The organism is Streptomyces sp. NPDC005263, from assembly GCF_042872365.1.
Classification (GTDB): domain Bacteria; phylum Actinomycetota; class Actinomycetes; order Streptomycetales; family Streptomycetaceae; genus Streptomyces.
The window spans coordinates 1-18,191 of the sequence record NZ_JBIAKJ010000017.1; the positions used below are offsets into that span (position 1 = coordinate 1).

11 protein-coding genes and 2 pseudogenes are annotated in these 18,191 nt (G+C 68.3%); 3 read left to right on the plus strand and 10 right to left on the minus strand.

Annotated features, from left to right (window positions below):
- Nucleotides 1-1,649: M81 family metallopeptidase (locus ACFYRY_RS40515; protein ID WP_389157818.1), on the plus strand; the 1,649-nt coding region annotated here is incomplete at its 5' end.
- Between the two features lie 249 nt (nucleotides 1,650-1,898).
- Nucleotides 1,899-3,305, plus strand: a complete 1,407-nt coding sequence (locus ACFYRY_RS40520; RefSeq protein ID WP_389157821.1) for a Na+/H+ antiporter NhaC family protein — start codon at nucleotides 1,899-1,901, stop codon at nucleotides 3,303-3,305.
- A 704-nt stretch (nucleotides 3,306-4,009) separates the two neighbouring features.
- Here ACFYRY_RS40520 and ACFYRY_RS40525 read toward each other — a convergent pair.
- From ACFYRY_RS40525 to ACFYRY_RS40540, 4 genes and pseudogenes are all read right to left on the minus strand, one after another.
- Nucleotides 4,010-4,681, minus strand: a pseudogene (locus tag ACFYRY_RS40525) (transposase family protein); the annotation flags it as partial.
- Complete coding sequence (locus tag ACFYRY_RS40530; RefSeq protein ID WP_389157824.1) at nucleotides 4,666-4,941, minus strand: hypothetical protein; 276 nt, start codon at nucleotides 4,939-4,941, stop codon at nucleotides 4,666-4,668. The pseudogene ACFYRY_RS40525 and the gene ACFYRY_RS40530, both read right to left, overlap by 16 nt.
- Nucleotides 4,942-5,150: 209 nt before the next feature.
- Nucleotides 5,151-6,341: a cytochrome P450 gene (locus ACFYRY_RS40535; protein ID WP_389157826.1), complete on the minus strand. Its 1,191-nt coding sequence runs from the start codon at nucleotides 6,339-6,341 to the stop codon at nucleotides 5,151-5,153.
- Nucleotides 6,342-6,345: 4 nt separating this feature from the next.
- Complete coding sequence (locus ACFYRY_RS40540; RefSeq protein ID WP_389157829.1) at nucleotides 6,346-6,633, minus strand: DUF6545 domain-containing protein; 288 nt, start codon at nucleotides 6,631-6,633, stop codon at nucleotides 6,346-6,348.
- Between ACFYRY_RS40540 and ACFYRY_RS40545 the strand changes: the two are divergent.
- Nucleotides 6,590-6,694, plus strand: a pseudogene (locus tag ACFYRY_RS40545) (IS5/IS1182 family transposase); the annotation flags it as partial. The gene ACFYRY_RS40540 and the pseudogene ACFYRY_RS40545 overlap by 44 nt on opposite strands.
- Nucleotides 6,695-7,166: 472 nt before the next feature.
- Here the strand turns inward: ACFYRY_RS40545 and ACFYRY_RS40550 are convergent.
- The 6 genes from ACFYRY_RS40550 to ACFYRY_RS40575 form a co-directional block, all read right to left on the minus strand.
- Nucleotides 7,167-8,489, minus strand: coding sequence for an RICIN domain-containing protein (locus ACFYRY_RS40550; protein WP_389157832.1), 1,323 nt, complete (start codon nucleotides 8,487-8,489; stop codon nucleotides 7,167-7,169).
- 73 nt (nucleotides 8,490-8,562) lie between these two features.
- Nucleotides 8,563-10,545, minus strand: a complete 1,983-nt coding sequence (locus tag ACFYRY_RS40555) for an alpha-L-fucosidase (protein WP_389157835.1) — start codon at nucleotides 10,543-10,545, stop codon at nucleotides 8,563-8,565.
- A 70-nt stretch (nucleotides 10,546-10,615) separates the two neighbouring features.
- The gene (locus ACFYRY_RS40560) at nucleotides 10,616-13,024 is read right to left on the minus strand and encodes a ricin-type beta-trefoil lectin domain protein (RefSeq protein WP_389157838.1); all 2,409 of its coding nucleotides are present in this window, start codon (nucleotides 13,022-13,024) and stop codon (nucleotides 10,616-10,618) included.
- 56 nt (nucleotides 13,025-13,080) lie between these two features.
- Nucleotides 13,081-14,913 (minus strand): RICIN domain-containing protein, encoded by a 1,833-nt coding sequence (locus ACFYRY_RS40565; protein WP_389157840.1) that lies wholly within the window; start codon nucleotides 14,911-14,913, stop codon nucleotides 13,081-13,083.
- A 29-nt stretch (nucleotides 14,914-14,942) separates the two neighbouring features.
- On the minus strand, nucleotides 14,943-16,454 hold the full coding sequence (locus ACFYRY_RS40570; protein ID WP_389157843.1) for an arabinofuranosidase catalytic domain-containing protein: 1,512 nt from the start codon (nucleotides 16,452-16,454) through the stop codon (nucleotides 14,943-14,945).
- A 30-nt stretch (nucleotides 16,455-16,484) separates the two neighbouring features.
- On the minus strand, nucleotides 16,485-18,128 hold the full coding sequence (locus tag ACFYRY_RS40575; protein ID WP_389157945.1) for a glycoside hydrolase family 27 protein: 1,644 nt from the start codon (nucleotides 18,126-18,128) through the stop codon (nucleotides 16,485-16,487).
- Between the last annotated feature and the right edge of the window lie 63 nt (nucleotides 18,129-18,191).

An 18,191-nucleotide genomic window follows, 5' to 3' on the forward strand; every position in this document is an offset into this window, starting at 1 on the left:
AACTGCGGCGGATAGTTCTTCATGACCACGAGATGTCCGTTCTCAGATCCTCAGGATCCAGTGTCTCGTGTGTCCAGGATCAAGGGTCAAGGCCCCAGCTGGATACGCCCGAACTCGACTGTCCAGGATCGGGCGCTCCTGCCCGATGTACCTCCGTGAACCGGCCGCTACTGCAAGCACAGACCGAGCAAAGGATGACCATGCGTGTCTTTACCGCCGGGATCGGCACCGAGACGAACACCTTCTCGCCGCTGCCCACCGGGATCGACGCCTTCCACGAGCAGGGCTACTTTCCCGCAGGAACGCATCCGGAGCACATGACCCGGTACTCCGCCCCCATGACGGTGGCCAAACGACGAGCCCGCCAGGAAGGGTGGACGATCCTCGATGGGGTCTTTGCCAACACCCATCCCGCAGGCCTGGTCTCCCGCGAGGCCTACGAGGGCCTGCGCGACGAGCTCCTGGCGGACCTGCGGCGCAGTCTGCCCGTCGACGTGGTTCTCCTCGGCCTCCACGGCGCCATGGTCGCCGACGGCTACGACGACTGCGAGGGCGACATCATCACGCGGGTACGAGAGGTGGCCGGTCCGGATGCAGCGATAGGTTGCGAACTCGATCCGCACGCACACCTGAGTGACGCCATGGTGGCCAACGCCGACGTCCTGATCGCTTACAAGGAGTATCCGCACTCGGACATCGAGGACCGAGCCGTGGAGCTCGTCGACCTGTGTGCAAAAACGTTCGCCGGGGAGATCCGGCCGGTGCCCGCCGTCATCGACACCGACATGGTCATCCCCCTGCACACCTCCCGCGAGCCGGGCCTCTCGTACGTCGCCCGGATGAAGGCCCTGGAAGGACAGGGCGGCGTGCTCTCCGTGTCCACCATCCAGGGCTTCGCCACAGGAGACGTGCCGGACATGGGAACGAAGGTCCTCGTCTACACGGACGCGGACCTGCCGACGGCTCATAAGACGGCACAGCAACTGGCAGACGAACTGACCTCCCTGCGGGAAGAGTTCCTTGTCCGGTACCTGATGGTCGATGAAGCTCTCGACGCCGCGCTGAGTCAGCGCCCCGGGCCCGTCATCCTCGCTGACCGCTCCGACAACCCTGGAAGCGGCGCAGCCGGAGACTCTACCTTCATCCTGCAGCGGCTGATCGAACGAGAAATCACCAATGTGGCCCTCGGACCACTGTGGGACCCGGTGGCGGTGCGGACCGCCTTCGCAGCCGGCGTGGGCGGGCGATTGCCGATGCGCGTCGGCGGCAAGACCAGCCCCATGTCAGGAAGCCCCGTCGACGAGGTCTTCCGGGTGAAGGCGCTGCGCCGCAAGCACACGGAGACCAATCAAACAGGAGAGCCTCTGTCGGTCGGGGACGCCGCCCTGGTGGAAGCCAACGGTATCGAGTGCGTACTCACATCCGAGCGGGCACAGGCCCTGAACATCGATCTGTTCACCGGACTGGGGTGCACCCTCGATGACAAGGCCGTAGTGGTCGTCAAGTCCGCCCATCACTTCTACAAGTCGTTCTCGCAGCTCTCGCCCCACGTCTTGTATGTCGGTGCGCCTGGTTCGGCGACTCCCCGGTGGAGCGATCTGACGTATCAAAAGGCGAGGCTTCCCAAGTGGCCGATCTCTGAGAAGTAGGCAGCTCGCCCACGTACTGCCGGTCTCCCGCAGGCCTCGCCCACGCAGCACTGCCCCTCAGCAACCGACCGACGCGCCCCTCGCGGGCCCGCACACCTGGCACCGATGTCCCGGCAGGGACCGTCCGTGCCGCCGCTCGAAAGCCACTCATCCAACCGACACCGGAGGCACGCCATGAGCGACTTGCACGACTGTCCGCGGACCGGTCCCACGACCGCTGTAGCGACGTCCCCCACCAAGGAGTCCGAGATGGCGCTCAGCCCGAAAGACCGGTCAGAGCCCGAAGGGCGCCGCCTTGTCCCTGCGACAACCGCTGTCGGCCTGGTTGCCTCCCTGATCGCAGGGATCGCGACGTCGCCACCGACGCTGTGGGGCCTGCTGCCAGTCGTCTTCTTCTCACTGCTCACCCTGCTGGGGATGGACATCCTCATCGCGACAGCCGTGTCGGTTATGAGCGTGCTGCTCATGCTCCTGCCGGCTCCCAGCGCCATCGGGGACATGTTCGGCGCTTCGCTCGGAGAAACCGTGACGATGATCGGCGTGATCATCATGCTCGGCGCCGGCACGGGTGAGATTCTCCGCATCACCGGTACCGCCAACACCATCGTCAAGTCCATGCTGCGGGTGACCGGCGACAAGAGTCCCAAACGCACCATCCTCGGCATCATGCTGGTCTGCCTTGTCCTGGTCGCCGCGCTGGGCACTCTGGCGGGAGCGCTGGCCGTGGCGGCCCCGCTGCTGCTCCCGGTGGCCGCCCGTCTCGGCTTCACGCGTTCCGCAACAGCAGCAATGATGTTTCTGGGCGGCTCCGCGGGCCTGGCCGTTGCCCCCTTCGCGGGAACCAACGTGGCGATCATGACCTCAGCGGGCGTCAGCTACCCGCAGTACCTGCTCTACGGTGCCGCCCCGCTGGCCGTGCTCTCTGTCATCGGCGGCATGATCGTCATCCCGTGGGTGCAACGGCGTACCCAGAACACCGGTGATGAATATGACGGCTCGGAGGTCGCCGAGACCGACGAGCCGACCCCCGGTATTCGGCGCACCCGCGCGACCGTCGCCTTCGCTGTCACCCTGGCTGTCTGCGTCGGTTACGCCATCGCTGCCGGCGCCGGTACATCGTTTCCGTTGCTCGCCCTGCCGGTGATCGCTGCCGTCACCGGTGTCGCCGGCGGCCTGCCGGTCCTTGCGACAGTGCAGCACGTGATTCGGGGAGCCTCTACGCAGCTCAGGATGTTCTTCCTGTTCTGGCTGATGGCCGTCTTCTTCATCGCCATCGACCACTTGAAGCCGTTCGACGAGCTGCGCACGATGTTCAACGACGACCTCGGCTCGATGTCCCCCCTGGCATTCGTGGCAGTGATTGCCCTGCTGGGCTGGCTCGGCGCTCCTGGAGCGGCAGCCGCACACGTGGTCCTTCTCGACAAGGTCTTCGGTGACCTCGCGACCAGCATCGGCGTGAGCGTCAATGCCTGGGTGATCGTGCTGCTGTTCGCCTCGAAGCTGGACACATACGGTCCGTTCCCCAACGGCAACATGGTGGGAGCGATGGGCCTGGCCCGGTCGTCGAACCTGCGCAACCTGCTCGTCACGGGCGTCCTGATTCTTGTTCCGGCGACCCTGCTGTACGCCGTCATCCTGATCTTCGAGCTGCGCTGACACAGCCGCCCTCCACGCTCGGAAGGTGCTCTGCGGTGGTCGCTCGTACGCCACGCAGCACGAGCGACCACCGCGGTGAAGTTCTCCACGGCAGCACCCCGCACTCGGCCTTCGGTGTGGGGTGCTCCGCGTTGTGATCTGATCCGGACGAACGAGGCTGGACCGGCGCTTGATGCCGACAGGCACCGTCTTGCAGATCCCCTGCACCGGGATGTGCGTCGCCGCCCGTGCCACGCGGTGTGATGGGCGGCGAGTCGGGGCGGCGAAGTGAAGTCTCGGCGCCGACCACACCGGAGAGCAGCCCCAAGTCGCCGCCCTTCCGGTCCCGGCCCGGCGAGCAGCGACTTCGTTTCGTTGCCGTGCGCTCCGGCAGGCCGGTCCGCCGTTGCAACCGCCCCCGCGGCGACAACGGCGAACCGGCACCGTCACTGCCTTGAGGAACAACGCCCGGCGGCAAGCTATCCCGAAGCCGCGCCCGTTCGCCGTGCGGCGGCGTCGTGGCAGTCAGCCCGGGGACCTTGGTGCTGCGCTGCGGCGGGGTGGGAGATCGCGACCTGGTGCGCCGGAGGGGTACGGCACGTTGGCCTCACTCCGGTTTTGAGGGTGTCTGCGGGGTGCGGTCCCCGGCCCTTGCTGCCTGAGCAGAGGCGAGCGGGGTAGCGCGTTGCTTCGACACGCGGATCATCACTTTCGGTGACGGTGCGTCAGGTGTGCTGAGTTCGGCCGGAATCCCTTGCAGCGCCGCCGTATCGGGTGTCGCGGCCGTCGCACCGGACGAGGTGCGCCCATCCGGCGTGAGCCGCCAGAGGTGCACGACGCCGGTCCCCAGTGAGAGGTGTGCAGGCTGAAGTTGGGCCACTGTCGTCGAGGCCGATGAATCCCAGGTCGGCGATGGCTCCGAGCCCGGCTTCCCGCAGTTTCCGGGTGAGCTTGTCCTGCCGGCAGGCGGTGATCTCCGAGGTGCGCCCGGGGCGGGCCGCCGAGATCCACAGCAGTCGGCCCCGGTCGTCGGTGAGGGCGATCACGAGCAGGCCGTGGCATTTGTTCTTGCCGGAGTAGTTCTTCCGGTCCTCCTTCCCGATTCTGCGCCGGGTACGGATCACCGATCCGTCCAGCACTACGATGCCGCCACCCATTCGGGCGATCTTCTTCAGGGCCCGGTCCGGGCGTGGGGCGCGCGAGGCGAGCAGGCCGACGACCTCCCTCACCCCTCGCGTCACGGTGGTGCGGTGCACTCCGTTGCCGCCGGCCAGGTCGCCGGGCCGCTGGTCACAGCGCAGCACTGCCGGCACGACGGTGGCGATCTCCCCCGCGGGCAGGGCACGCCACTGCGAGCCGGCCTTCTTGAGGTGGCCGCGTATCAGGTCGGCGAGCCAGGGTCGCCGGGCAGCGCGCCCTCGTCGGCCGCGTCGCTGCGGTGCGGGATGAGCAGGACTGCCCGTCCAGCCACCTTCGCCGATAACGGAGCGACAGCCCCGGCGTCGGCCCGGGCCTGCTCAGCCAGGCGGTTCAACACCCGCTCCGCGATCGCCGGTTCATCCCGCTCGGCCTGGACCTCCTGGAGGTGCTTGGCCAACTCCTCCGCGAGGGCGTCCAGTTCGCTCCGGCGGGCGGTGATCCACTGCCGCTCCTGCATCCCCCGCACCCTCCCGCGTTCTCACGGCGTGCCGACCTGCTCACGGATCGTAAGCGGGGGCCGGTCGCGGGCGCAGCCGAACCCGGCATCGCGCCGGACCCGGACCTACCCGATGATCTACGCCATGGTCATCGGCCGCCGACCGGCACGAGTACCCAACTCGCCATGCAGACCAGACCCGTGACCTGCGACTTCACGATGCACACCGCTCAGTAGGGAGGAACCGGGCAGACCGGTAGCGCTGCCAGGCCCCGAACCAGGCGAGTCCTTCGCCAGGTGAGCTGCCCGACCGGCACCGCGAGCTGCATGTCGGGGAACCGGCTGAGCAGCTTCCGGAGAGCGATGTCCGCCTCGGCCTTGGCCAAGGGGGCTCCGATGCACCGGTGGATCCCGTGTCCGAAGCTCAGATGACCGGCAGCGTTCCGGTCGAGATCGAGCTCGGATGGTTCCGGCCAGCGTGCCGGGTCGCGGTTGGCGGCACCGATGGAGACCAACACCGGCTTGCCCGCCGGGATCTCGACGCCGCCAAGCGTGGCTGCCTCGGTGGTGAACCGAAACGTCGCCATGTTGACGGGCGAGTCGTACCGGAGCAGTTCGTCGAGCGACGAAGCGATCTCGCCGGGGTGTCGAAGGAGCCGCTGAAGTTCCGAGGGGTGCTGGAGCAGCGCCAAGACTGCGTTCCCGAGGAAGTTGGTCGTCGTCTCGTGGCCGGCGACCAACAGCAGCACCCCCAGGGATAGCAACTCCTCCCCGGAGAGCTGGTCGTCCCCGTCGCGGGCCGAGATGAGGCGATCGAGCAATGCCTGTCCCGGCTGAGAGCGCTTCTCAGCGATCAACCCCTTCATGTAGTCCGCCAGGGAGTGGGAGGCAGCGTCGACGACGGCGGGTGCCCCGGAGGCGAACAGCTCGCCAGACCACCGCCGGACCTCTGCACGGTCCGGCTCCGGGATACCGAGTAGCTCGCAGATCACGATGACGGGGAGCGGCACCGCAAACTTCGCGACGAGGTCGACGGAGCCTTCGGCTGGCCACCGGTCAAGCAGGGCGTCGGTGGTCCTGGCGATGAATGGCCGAAGCTCCTCCACTGCCCGAGTGGTGAACGAACCCATCACCAACCTGCGCAGGCGGGTGTGCTCCGGCGGATCGGTGGCCAGCATGTTGTGCGCGACGGCAGGATGGAGACGTCGCCGCGACTCCTTGCCCGCGAAGAACCCTGCGGTGTCCTTCGAGAGCCGCGCGTCCGCGAGGGCGTCCCGAGCCTCCTCGAACGCAGTGACGAGGTAGCTGCTGTGCCCGCCCGAGCCGGCCGGTACCTGCTGCACCGGGCACTGAGCACGGAGTGCGGCGTAGGTCGGGTAGGGGTCACGCAGGAAGGCCGGGTTTGCAGTCGGGTCGCTCATGCCATCAGGATCCGACCGGCTCGGGCTGGCCGCCGTCGGCGACACGCAGGGGTCCGCGCTGGGCGTAGGAGTCTGCCACCAGGAGCAGCCACTCAGTGTCGTCCCGGAGGGTCTTCCTGACGGAAGCGTTCGTCGTCGGGGCGACGACAGGGGGGAACCTGCCTGCCCGCATTGCGGCCAGCACATCCTTGACGATGGCCGCCTTCATGGCGTGGTCGAGTCGGTCACGATGCTCATCGTCACCCGCGACGGCACGGCTGAAGTCCTGGCATGTCTTCCGTAGATCCCGCATCAGCCCCCACCGCATGAGCGTCATCACCAAGGCTGTCCCCACCCTGGAGAAGCAACGCTGAAAACGCTCACTGTCTTGGCCCCGCCGCCCTCGGAGAGCGAGCGCCCAGGCCGGAGCCCCAACTGACGTGGGAGGCACCGTCGTTGGAAGGCCTCTCCATGTAACGCAGGTACCGAGGGAGGTCCGGGCCAGCGGTTCGGCGTACTCGGGCCACAGCGGCCACGAGCGACTTCGCCGTGACCGTGGCCCTGCCCGATGCCGGGGTACATTCGGCCCGGCGGTCGGGCATCTGGCGGAGGCGTTCGCGTCGCAGGGCCACGGTATCCATGACAAGGACGGAGCGGCTGTCAAGCCGACGCCGACGGACTTCCGGACAGGTGCAGCCCGCCATGACGCCGCGATGTCCTGACCTGGACGGGCCTCGGCCCGCTCGCGACGGCATCGGCGCCCCGCCTCGACGTCCGCGCTTGAGCTGCCTGGATGCCAGGTCCTCGGGGCCAGGCCCGTACCGTGTCGGACCTGGCCCCGGTCCGTCAGTTCTGCAGGCGCCAGTGCTGGTTGGCGCCGCCGGAGCAAGCCCACAGCTGGATTTTCGTCCCGTTGGCTGTTCCCTGGCCGCTGGCGTCCAGGCAGAGCCCCGACTGCACTGCTGTGATCGTGCCGTCGGGGTTGATGTTCCACTGCTGGTCCGGCTGCCCGCTGCAGTCCCAGATCGCCGCCGGGGTGCCGTTGGCCGCGCCCTGGCCGACTCCCAGGCACTTGTTGCCGTAGACAAGCAGCTGCTTTCCGGTAGTGACGGTCCACCGCTGGTTGGAGCCGCCGTTACAGTCCCACAGCTGTGCCTGCGTGCCGTTGGCCGTGGTCGAGTTGTTGATGTCGACGCAGCGTCCCGACTGCTGGCCGACGATCTCCTGGTTGTCGGTGGGCTGCGGTGTCGGTGGCGTGCTTGAGTCGAACTGGGTGAAGAACTGCCACACCGCTGCCGATGTCCAGGTGCGCCAGCCGTCACCGGTGGAGCCGTCGATGGGTCCCGGGTCGTGGCCCGCTCCGTCGAACGCGGCCCAGACGACGGGGTATCCGGACCTGCATCCGGAGTAGGTGGTGATGATGTGGGTCAGGCTTCCGTAGGCCGGCTCGGGCGGGTTCTGCCGGGTGCAGCCGTTGTTGCGGACGAAGGTGTCGCGCAATTCGCGTCCCGACGAGATGGGCAGGACGTTGTCCCTGCCGCCGTGCAGACCCATGTAGGCGATGGGCTGGGTGCCGCCGTTGCAGCCGCTGAGGTTCGCGCCGGAGTAGACGGCGACCGCGCGGAAGACCGTCGCACGGGAGCAGACGAGGGCGTACGACATCGCGCCGCCGTAGCTGAAGCCGGCGGAGAACAGCTGGGTGGTGTCCACGCACAGCCCTGATTCGATCTGGTTGACCATGGCGTCGACGAAGGCCACGTCCTGGCCGCCGGGGTTGGCCCAGCCATTGCCGTTGCCCTGGGGGGCGACGAAGATCGTGCTGTTGTTGGCGTTGTCCGCCAGGCGCCTGAGGCCGTAGTAGGACCAGTTGTACCCGTCCGTTCCGCCCGAGTCGACGTCGTTGGCGGTGCCGCCCCGCCAGTGGAAGCCGAAGACCAGCCGGTAGGGGTGGTTGTTGTCGTAGCCGGCGGGGACCCGCAGGATGTAACTGCGGTTCTGGCCGCCGCTCTGGATCGTGTGCGTTCCACTCGTCAGTGTGGGCGCTTTGCCGCAGCCGGCCGTCGCGTTGACGCCGCTGGTACCCCTGACCGACGCGAGCGCGCCGAGGCCGCTGCTGAACGAGCTGCCCGCGCCTGTCAGAACGAGAAGTAGCGCGGCGGCGAGGGACATTAAGAGTGAAGTGCGTTTCATGCATTCCTTCTTCCGTGAGCGTGGGAGGGGGAGGCGCGGGGAGCGCAGGTGTTCAGACGGCGGTGATGGTCCATTCGTTGTTGGTGCTGGAGTTCGGCGTCCACAACACGGTGGTGGCGCCGCTCGTGGTGCTGCCGCTGCCGTCGAGGGCGGTTCCGGTGCCCCGGTTGACGATCTGGTAGCGGTTGTTGCCGAGGCTGACCAGCGACCACTGCTGGTTGTTGCCGCCGTTCCACGGCTGTTGGCGGGCGGGAGCGCCGTTGGCGGTGTTGCCGTAACTGTCGGCGGCCATGCCGTTGGTGCGGTTGACGATGCGGTAGTAGCCGTTGCCGAGGTCGATCAGCTGCCACTGCAGGTTGGTGCTCCCGTCGTAGCTCCACTGCTTGAGGTTGGAGCCGGCGGCGACACTGCCCCCGCCGTCGAGCACCAGTCCGCTGGTCACGTTGGCGATCTTCACCCAGGTCGTGGAGCCGCCCGGCGCGCCCAGGACGGGGATCTCACCGGAGAAGGTGAGCTTGACCGTGTACGCCAGCGCGCTGAAGGGCGCGTTGGACGAGGGCATCGTCAGGTGCAGCCCGCCCGCGTCCTGGGTCGGTGTGGGCAGGTCGATGTAGGTGCCTGCGGTGTTGCCGAGCAGTTGGGCCCCGGTCAGGGTGCTGAGGTTGATCTGGTTCGAGTTCAGCGTCGTGACGGTCATGGTGCCGCCCTGCCAGCCCAGCGCTGTGGCGTACAGGACCTTGTTGTCCCGGCTGCGGGTGAACCGGACGTCTTGCGGTTTGCCGGCCACCGGCCCGCTGAAGGAGCCTCCGCCCATCTTGGTGGGGCCCTCGCCGTAACTGGTCCAGGAGCGGGTGGCGTAGACGGCCTCTCCGAAGCGGCCGAGCCAGTCGCCCATGGCGAGCAGGATGGACTGCTGTCCGGAGGGGATGGTGCCGTCGGCCATCGGGGCGATGTTCAGCAGCATGTTGCCGCCCTTGCTGACCCGGTCTATCAGCGAGTGGAGCAGCGCCTGCGTCGAGTAGTAGCCGATGCCCACCGTGTAGCACCAGCTGGAGGAGGAGATGCTGTCGTCGGTGAGCCAGTAGGGGGTGAGCAGATCCGCCGGGCCGCCGCGCTCGAAGTCGAAGACCTCTCCCTTGTTGTTGAGGCCGTCCTTGTAGGTGGCGACGACGTCCTTGTTCCACGCGACGGCCTGGTTGTAGTAGTGCGCGAGGAACTGGAGCCGGTAGGACTCCTGCACCAGGTTGAGGTCGAAGTCCTGCCAGACCAGGTCCGGCTGGTAGCCGTCGATGACCTCGACCAGTTTGTCGTACCAGAGCTTGTTCTCCGCCGCCGAACCCTGCTGGCCGTACAGGACGCGCAGCGCCTGGTCCGACTGGGAGGGCACGTGGTCGTAGAAGCCGTTGAAGTGGTAGGCGTGGTGCAGCGAGGCCATGAACTTCAGCCCCTGTCCGCGGATGGCCTGTGCGTGCAGACCCGCCAGGTCCAGCTTGGGGCCGTGCTGGACCGAGTTCCACGGGTTGGAGCGGCTGTTCCACATGGAGAAGCCGTCGTGGTGCTCGGCGACCGGGCCGGCGAATCTCGCGCCCGCCGCCTTGAAGAGCCGGGCCCAGGCGTCGGGGTCCCACTTGCCGCCCTGGGAGACGAGCTTGGGGGCGAACTGCACGAAGTTGCCCGCCTTGTCGCGGGCGCCGTCGATGAAGTTGTTGTACGGCCATGCCGAGGGGTCGCCGTAGGTGGCCTTGTGGTGGTTGTTCTCGGCCGAGCCGCCGATGTACATGTTGCGCGGATACCACTCGTTGCCGAACGCGGGAACGCTGAAGGCGCCCCAGTGGTAGTAGATGCCGAACTTGGCGTCCTGGAACCAGGCCGGGGCCGGGGGGTGCTGGTCCACGGAGGACCAGCTCGGGGTGTAGCTCGCGGGGCCGTCGGTCGCGGCGGCCTCGGGGGCGAACCGCAGCAGGCCGTAGGCCGTCGCCGCGCCGGCCGCGGCCAGCAGTCGGCGCCGGCTCAGCGGCAGGGAGGAGGAGGACATGTGGGTGCCTCTCGGGGATGTCTGACGGAGGTGGTGCCTTCAGTCGCTGGTCGTCGGCCGGGCACCTGGATCAGTCGCGCGTCCACTTCTGGTTGCTGCTGCCGTTGCAGGTCCACAGCTGCAGCAGGGTGCCGTTGGCCGTTCCGGCGCCGGTGGCGTCCAGGCACAGGCCGGACTGGTCGCCGGTGATCGTGCCGTCGGTGTGGAGCGTCCACTTCTGGTTTGCGCCGCCGGTGCAGTCCCAGATGTCCACCTTGGTGCCGGGGCTGGTGCCCTGTCCCGCGGCGTCCAGGCAGTCGCTGCCGTAGACCCGCAGCTCACCGGCGGAGGTGGTCGTCCACTGCTGGTTGCTGCCGCCGTTGCAGTCCCACAACGCCACCTGAGTGCCGGCCGTGTGAGACTGGTTCGGCACGTCCACGCACCGGCCGGAGCCGACCCCGACGATCGCGCCGGCCGTCCCGCCGTCGTTCCCGCCGCTGCCGGGTGTGATGGACAGGTTGTCGAACTGCGCCGTCTCGCCCTGGCTGGTCGCGTAGCCGATCTGTCCGGCGGCCCAGGTGCGGTCGTCCACGGAACCGACCGTGGCACCGTCGATGACGGCGGTGATGGTGCTGCCGGAGAAGGTGAGTGCCAGGCTGTGCCACCGGTTGGTGCCGAGCGCCGCGGTCGTGCCGCGGGCCAGGGTGGAGACGGTGCCGTTGGTGTTCGAGTTCAGGATCGACCAGGCCCCGGTGTCACTCACCCGCAGGTGGTAAGCGTTCTGCCCTCCGGTGCGGTCGTAGTCGTGCCCGCCCGCACGGCCGAGCAACTCGGCGTATCCGGGCTGTTCGAGCAGCACGTCGGACGAGACGGTGTAGTTGCCCCAGCCCACGTCACCGAGCAGGGCGTGCGGATCGGTCAGGGCGTCCCAGGTGATCGGCTTCTGCGGGCTCATCTGGCGCACGCACTTTCCACTGCGGCCGCCGCCGCAGCCCACCGCCTCGAAGGCGCCCTGCCAGTCCATGAGGTACTTCGCCTCGGTGCCGGTGGCGTAGCCGTCGAAGGAGTCGCTGTAAGGCAGCTTCAGCGCGCCCCGGGCGGGACCGGTGGCGGTGCCCTTGCCCTGTCCGGTCGTGGTGGTCAGGGTGTACAGGTGGCCGGGCTGGACGGTCAGGCTGAAGCCGCCGCCGGACGGGGTGATGTCCGCGGCGTGCACGAAGTGGTCGGCCGGGTCGGCGGACCTGACGTCGGTGGACCAGACGTGGACGGTTCCGGCGGACAGTCCCCCGGTGACGTTGAAGTTCAGTGTCTGCGCGCTGCCTGCGTCCATGGTCTCGATGACCGTGGAGTAGTCGGAGTTGTTCGTGGACTTCAGCGACACGTAGCTTCCGTTGGCGCGGTTGCCGCCGATGTAGCCGCTGGCGTTGTCCAGGTAATGCCATCCCGGGCTGGTGAACTGGCTGGTGTGCGCCATCACCCAGGTGTTCTTGCCGATCGAGTAGGAACCGGACCACGGCTGCGAGGCCAGTGCCATGCCCATGGTGGGGTACGGCAGGTTGGGTGTGAGCGCGGCGACCACGGGCCAGTTGAGGTACGCGGTCATGCGCCCGTCGATGTAGCCGCGGTTGATGCCGCGGGCCATGGCCTGCGCTCCCCCGTTGTAGTCGTCCGAGCCGTTCTCGCTCGCCCACAGCGGCTTGCCAGAGTTCAGGGCGGCCGCCGGCACCGTGCAGGTGGACTGGGAGGACCGGTAGCCGCAGGGATAGTGCGTGCCGATGGCGCTCACCGCGGAGGCGAACGCCGGGTTGGAGTTGACGTCGTTCGCCACGGACCAGTCCGAGTCGGCCGCGATGATCTTGACGCTGCCGTAGCCGTTGCTGTTGAGGGCGCTCCGCAGCTGCTGGTACCAGGAGACGTTGTAGCCTCGCTCGTTCCATCCGCCGAGGTAGTCGATGCTCAGCCCGTGCTGCTTGGCACAGCCCAGCCATGAGACCAGGTAGTTGACCATGTCGGTGGACCAGAAGTTCCCGTTGCCGATCCAGCCCGGGGCACCCCAGGCGAGCCCGTACAGCTTGATGTTCGGGTTGCGGGCCTTGGCCTGCTCCATCAGCCACCATTCGTAGCCCCGGTCGCAGTTCAGGTCGGAGCGGGTGTGCTGGTGGCTGGGCTCGGCTCCCGAGGTCGAGTTGGTGTCCCCGCCGATCTCGGCCTTGAGCATCTGCAGGGAGGCGCCGTAGCCGGGCCGGAAGAGGTAGTCGAGGACCTGGCCGCGTTGGGGCTCGGGATAGTCGATCAGGAGTCTGCTGTTGCCGCCTCCCCCGCTGATCGCGCCGACGCCGTCGAAGGTCCGTCCGCCGGAGGTGCCGTTGAGGGTGATGGAGGTGGCTGCCCGGGCCGGGGCGGCGGCTGTGCCCACGACGCCGCCGGCGGCCAGGACGAGGCCCGCGAGCACGGCCGTGGGGACACGCAGGCGCCGTAACAGCCGTACGAATGCTGACACGGTGGGTTCCTTTCGCAGGTGTGAGGTGTCCACGGCCGGTGTGGTCGGCGGACGGTTCAGCGGACGAAGAAGTCCTGGTTGGTGCCCGGCGCGTTCTTGCACTGCCACTGGTCGAGTTGCTGCCCGGCGGTGCTGCCGGCGCCGTAGACGTCCAGGCACAGACCGCTGTTGCGGTTCTGGAAGGCGTAGGAGCCGTCGGACTGGCGCACGGGCAGCCACAGGCTGTTGGCCGTGGTGCTGGGGGGCTGCTGGACGATGTTCGGGGTGCCCGCCGTCGTGGAGCTGTTGGCGACCGCCACGTCCTGACCGGAGCTCTGGGCGCGCAGCTCGCCGTAGCCGCCCGAGGCCGGCACGAACTGGAACTGCTGGTTGCTCTGCCCGTTGCAGGTCCATTGGTCGATCGCGGCGCCCGCGCTGGTCGAGTTGCCGTACACGTCCAGGCACAAGTTGTTGTTGGCGACGACGAGTTGGTGGGAGCCGGTCGGGAAGGTCTCGCCGCCGGAGGAGGCCGGGGTGAGATAGACGGCGAACGCGTCGTGTGCGGCCTGGAACCTCAGGGGCACGGTGATCGAGCCGCCCGAGGCGCTCAGGTTCTGGTCGTAGACGGTCAGGGGCGCGCCGAGCGGTGCCTGGTCCGGGATGCGGTGCACGGTGACGTGCACGCTGCCGGCGTTCGTCAGCCAGGGCACGGACGACAGCCCGTTGAAGGTCACGGACGCGGTACCGGAGTTGCCGTTGGCGTCGCCGATGATCGCCACCGCGCGCTTGTTGGTGGCGTCCTCGGAGGCCGAGATCGCGGTCGAGCCGACCTGGCCGGAGGTGTCGACGAGGGTGCCGGTCATGTCGGCGTAGTCGCGCAGCGCCCACCAGTTGCCCGTGGGCTGCCAGGTGCCTCCGCTCTGGGTGAGGACTCCCGTCAGGTTGGGGGTGACGCAGCAGACCCAGTTGCCGCGCATCGCGTTGGTGTACCCGGACTGCGCGAAGCGTGCCAGGTACCAGGCCGTCACTCCGGCGGTCTGGCGGTCGGCGGGCTGGTACTCGTTCGCGGACAGCGGCAGCGGGGCGATGCCCGCCGTGGTCAGGGCGCTGTTGAGGGACTGGGAGACGGTGACCGGGTCGTCGACGTCGCCCTCGTCGTGGTTGGTGATCATGTCCGGTACCGTCCCGGCCGCCTTCACGTGCGCCAGCCAGGTCCGCCACTCCCCCGGGTTGCCCTGCGGGGTGAAGGCGAGCGACGGCCCGACGATCTGCGCCGAGGGGGCGAGACGCCGGATCTCCCGGTAGGCGGTGTCCCACATCTGGAAGTACTGGGCGCTGTTGACACCCCGGGTCCAGAAGACGGAGATGTCCGGCTCGTTCCAGATGTCGTAGGCGAACGTCAGTCCCGTGGCCTGGAGTGCTCCCACCGTGGAGTCGATGAAGGCGATCCAGTTGGAGCAGTCGCCGTTGTCACACGGATACCTCGTGTTGGACGGCTGCCCGCCGTTGGCGCCGTAGATGTCGCTGACCAGTACCTGGTACTGCGCGTGATACGGCGGCTGGGTGAGCCGTTTCGCCTGCGCGACGATCGAGTCGATGTCGGCCCGAGTGGCCGTGCCGTACTGGTAGTTGTCCTTGATCCAGCCGCCGGAGAACCATCCGCCGCCGCGGAACGCGTTGATCCCGAGCGGCTTGATGAACTGGTCGGCCGGCTGGCTGCCGTCCTGGGTGAAGCCGTAGAGGAAGCCCTCCCCCACTCCTGTCGACGGGCCTCGCGTCGAGGCGAGGTTGACGCTCAGCGCCTCGCCCGAGGCGGCCCGGCTCTCGGTCGTCGCCGGCAGTTGCAGCACGAACGCCAGGACGATGCCGATGGCCAGTAGCAGACGGCCGGATCTTGCTCTCGTCCTCATTCAGTCCTCCTACGTCACGCCTCAGGGGGTCAGCTCAGTGACCACTGCTGGTTGGATCCGCCGTTGCAGGTCCACAGTTCGGCCGGGGTGCCGTTGGCGGTGCCGGCGCCGGTCACGTCCAGGCACAGGCCGGACTGGGCGCTCGTGACGGTGCCGTTGGCGTTGACGTTCCACTGCTGGTTGGCCTGGTTGTTGCAGGTCCAGGTGATGACCTTGGTGCCGGGGGTGGTGCCCTGGCCGGAGGCGTCCAGGCACAGTCGGCTTCCGCCGGAGTACACGGCGAGCTGCCGGGAGTCGGTCGTGGACCAGGTCTGGTTCGCCGCTCCGGTGCAGTCCCGGATCTGCGTCTGCGTACCCGGCGTCGTGGACGCGCCCGGCACCTCAAGGCACTTGCCCGCGCCCAGCGCGTGCAGCGCGGTCGACGTACCGCCACCGCCTCCCGAGCCGTAGCCGGCCGCGGTGATGCTTGCCTGTACGGCGTTCTCAGTGGCGTCGGAGGGGTAGCCCGCCGTCATCGCGCCCTCGAAGAACTCGCCCACGCCGTTGGGGCTGTTGTCTCCCCCGGTGCCGAGCAGGACCGAGCTGTCGACCTTCATCGGCGAGTAACCGTTGGGCAGAGGGCCGGAGAAGGTGGTGGTCAGGCCGCCGCTCGCGCCGTTGCCGTATTTGAGCGTGAAGTTGGTGGTGCCGTTGTTCTTCAGCCAGGCGCTGACGAACGGGTAGTGCACGCCCGGGTTGTTCGGGTCCTTGTTGGAGCCGGTGTTGGTGTGGAACATGCCGTTCTCCAGGTCGGCCTCGACCCACGGGCCGGTGCCGGTGCAGCCGCCGAACCAGCAGGCGGTGCCCCAGTAGATGGCGTTCATGGTGGCGTTGCCGGTGTCGGTGTGCGAGTTCTCACCGCTGCCGTAGTCGAAGCAGCACCACTGGCTCGTGTAGTTCGACGAGGTCACCATGTAGATGCCTTCGGGCTGGGCCCCGGTGGGCACGCCCTTCGCGTGGTCGAGCCGGTAGCCGACGCCGGGGGTGACCTTGACGCCGAAGACCTGGTGGCCGGCCGCGGTCACCGGCAGGGCCATGGCGTCCGCGCCGACATCGGACCCGTTGGGCCCCGGCCCCTTCCAGTAGCCGCCCCAGGAGATCGGCATGTCGTTGTGCTGGGCGGTCTGGTCGTAGATCTTCGTGATCGTGCAGGACGTGCCCGCGCAGAACGACACCTGGGACGCGGCGTCCGCGTATCCGCCGGCACTGAGCAGCCCGATGTCGCGGTAGCTGTGGTCGGAGGCCCGCTGGATCTGGTAGAGCGGCCCGTTGTACGAGGCGAAGAGCGCCCTGGTCGTGGCGTGTGCCGTCACGCACGGCGTACCGCCCGCGGCGTAGAGGTCGCACGGGAGCGACACGTCCGCCACGCGCTGAGTCGCCGGGTCGGCCCGCTGGGAGGTGGCGGACGCCGGTGCGCCGAACACGGCCACCACCATCGCCAGGGCGACAAGGAGCACGGCTTTCCCTCGCCTGCGTGGGCCATCAGCGGCTGGTTCTAGCATGGATGCCTCCTCCTGGGTTCGAATGCGCGGTCATCCCAACGTCCACCGCTGGCTGCTGGCGCCGTTGCAGGTCCGCAGCTCGGCGAGGGCGCCGTCGGCGGTGGCCCCTCCGGCGACGTCCAGGCACAGGCCCGACTGGACGCCGGTGATCGTGCCGTCGGTGTTCAGCGTCCACTGCTGATTGCTCTGGCCGTTGCACGACCAGATCTCCACCTTCGTGCCGGGCGTGGTCTGGTTGTTGTAGGCGTCCAGGCACATCTGGCTGCTGCCGGAGTAGACGGTGAACTGGTTGGACGCGGAGTGCGTCCAGGTCTGGTTGGCGCCGCCGTTGCAGCTCCAGATCTCCACCTGGGTGCCGGCGGTCGTGGTCGAGCCGGGTACGTCCAGGCACTTGCCCGCACCCACCGCGTGCACCGCGCCGGTCACGCTGGTACCGCCGCCGCTGGTGCCGCCCGCGACCCGGTACATCACCGTGCCGTGCGCCGGTACCGAGGCGCTGATCGTGCCCGAGGTGATGGAGGACGCGCCCGACCACAGGTCGGTCAGGGTGTAGGTGGACGCCCCGGTCTTGCCGATCGCGGCCGCGGTGGTCGAGATGGTCGCTGTCGAGCCCGTCTCGTTGAACAGGGCCACCGACACGTCTCCGTTGGCCAAGGGCTTGGCCAGTACGTCCCGGCCGCCCGAGGAGGAGACCATGGTGCCCTGCTTGCCGAGGGGGTCCTGGTCGACCGCGATCACCCGGGAGTTGGTCAGCGTGGACAGGGTCTCCGTGCTGGCCGAGGGGATGTTGGTGCCCGCGATCAGCGGCGCGGCCATCTCCGCCCACAGGCTGAACTCGCTGCGGCTCTCGGTGGCCGTCATCGAGCCGTTGCCGACCTCCAGCATGTCCGGGTCGTTCCAGTGGCCGGGGCCCGCGTAGGAGGCCAGTCCCACGTTGCTGTGGAAGATGGACAGCATGCTGGAGAAGTTGGCGCTGATGTCACCGGTGGTGCGCCAGCTGTTGCCCACGTCCGCGCCCCAGGTCCACACGTTGTCCTGGCCCCAGTTGCACAGGCTGTACAGGATCGGCCGGCTGGTGGCCGCCAGGGCGTCCCGCATCGCGGTGTAGCGGCTGTGCGCGGACACCCCGTTGTTGTTGCAGTTGTCGTACTTCAGGTAGTCCACGCCCCACGACGCGAACGACTGGGCGTCCGTGCTCTCGTGGCCCAGGCTGCCCGGATACCCGGCGCAGGTGGCGGTGCCCGCGTCCTCGTAGATCCCCAGCTTCAGACCCAGCGAGTGCACGTAGTCGGCGGTGCCCTTGATGCCGTCGGGGAACTTGGCCGGGTCCGGCACGAGGTGGCCGCCGGAATCGCGGTCGTGGGTCATCCAGCAGTCGTCGATGTTGACGTAGGAGTAGCCCGCCGCCTGCATGCCGTTGGTGTGCATCGCCTGCGCGGTGGACTTGATCAGCGATTCCGAGACGTTGCAGCCGTAGGCGTTCCAGTCGTTGAAGCCCATCTGCGGGGTCAGTGCCAGCCCGTTGCCCAGCGCGGCGGCGGGCTGCGCCGTACCGAGGGAGATGATCGGGACGCCCGCGCAGAGCAGCGCGACCGAGAAGGCGAACGCCAGCAGTCGGCGCGGGGACGGTCGGGGGAACCGCGGCAAGAGGTGTCCGACTCTCGCAGTGATCATGTGCATGACATACACTCCTGGCGATCGATCAGGGGCACGCGGCGCAGTGGCCCTCCGGGTGTG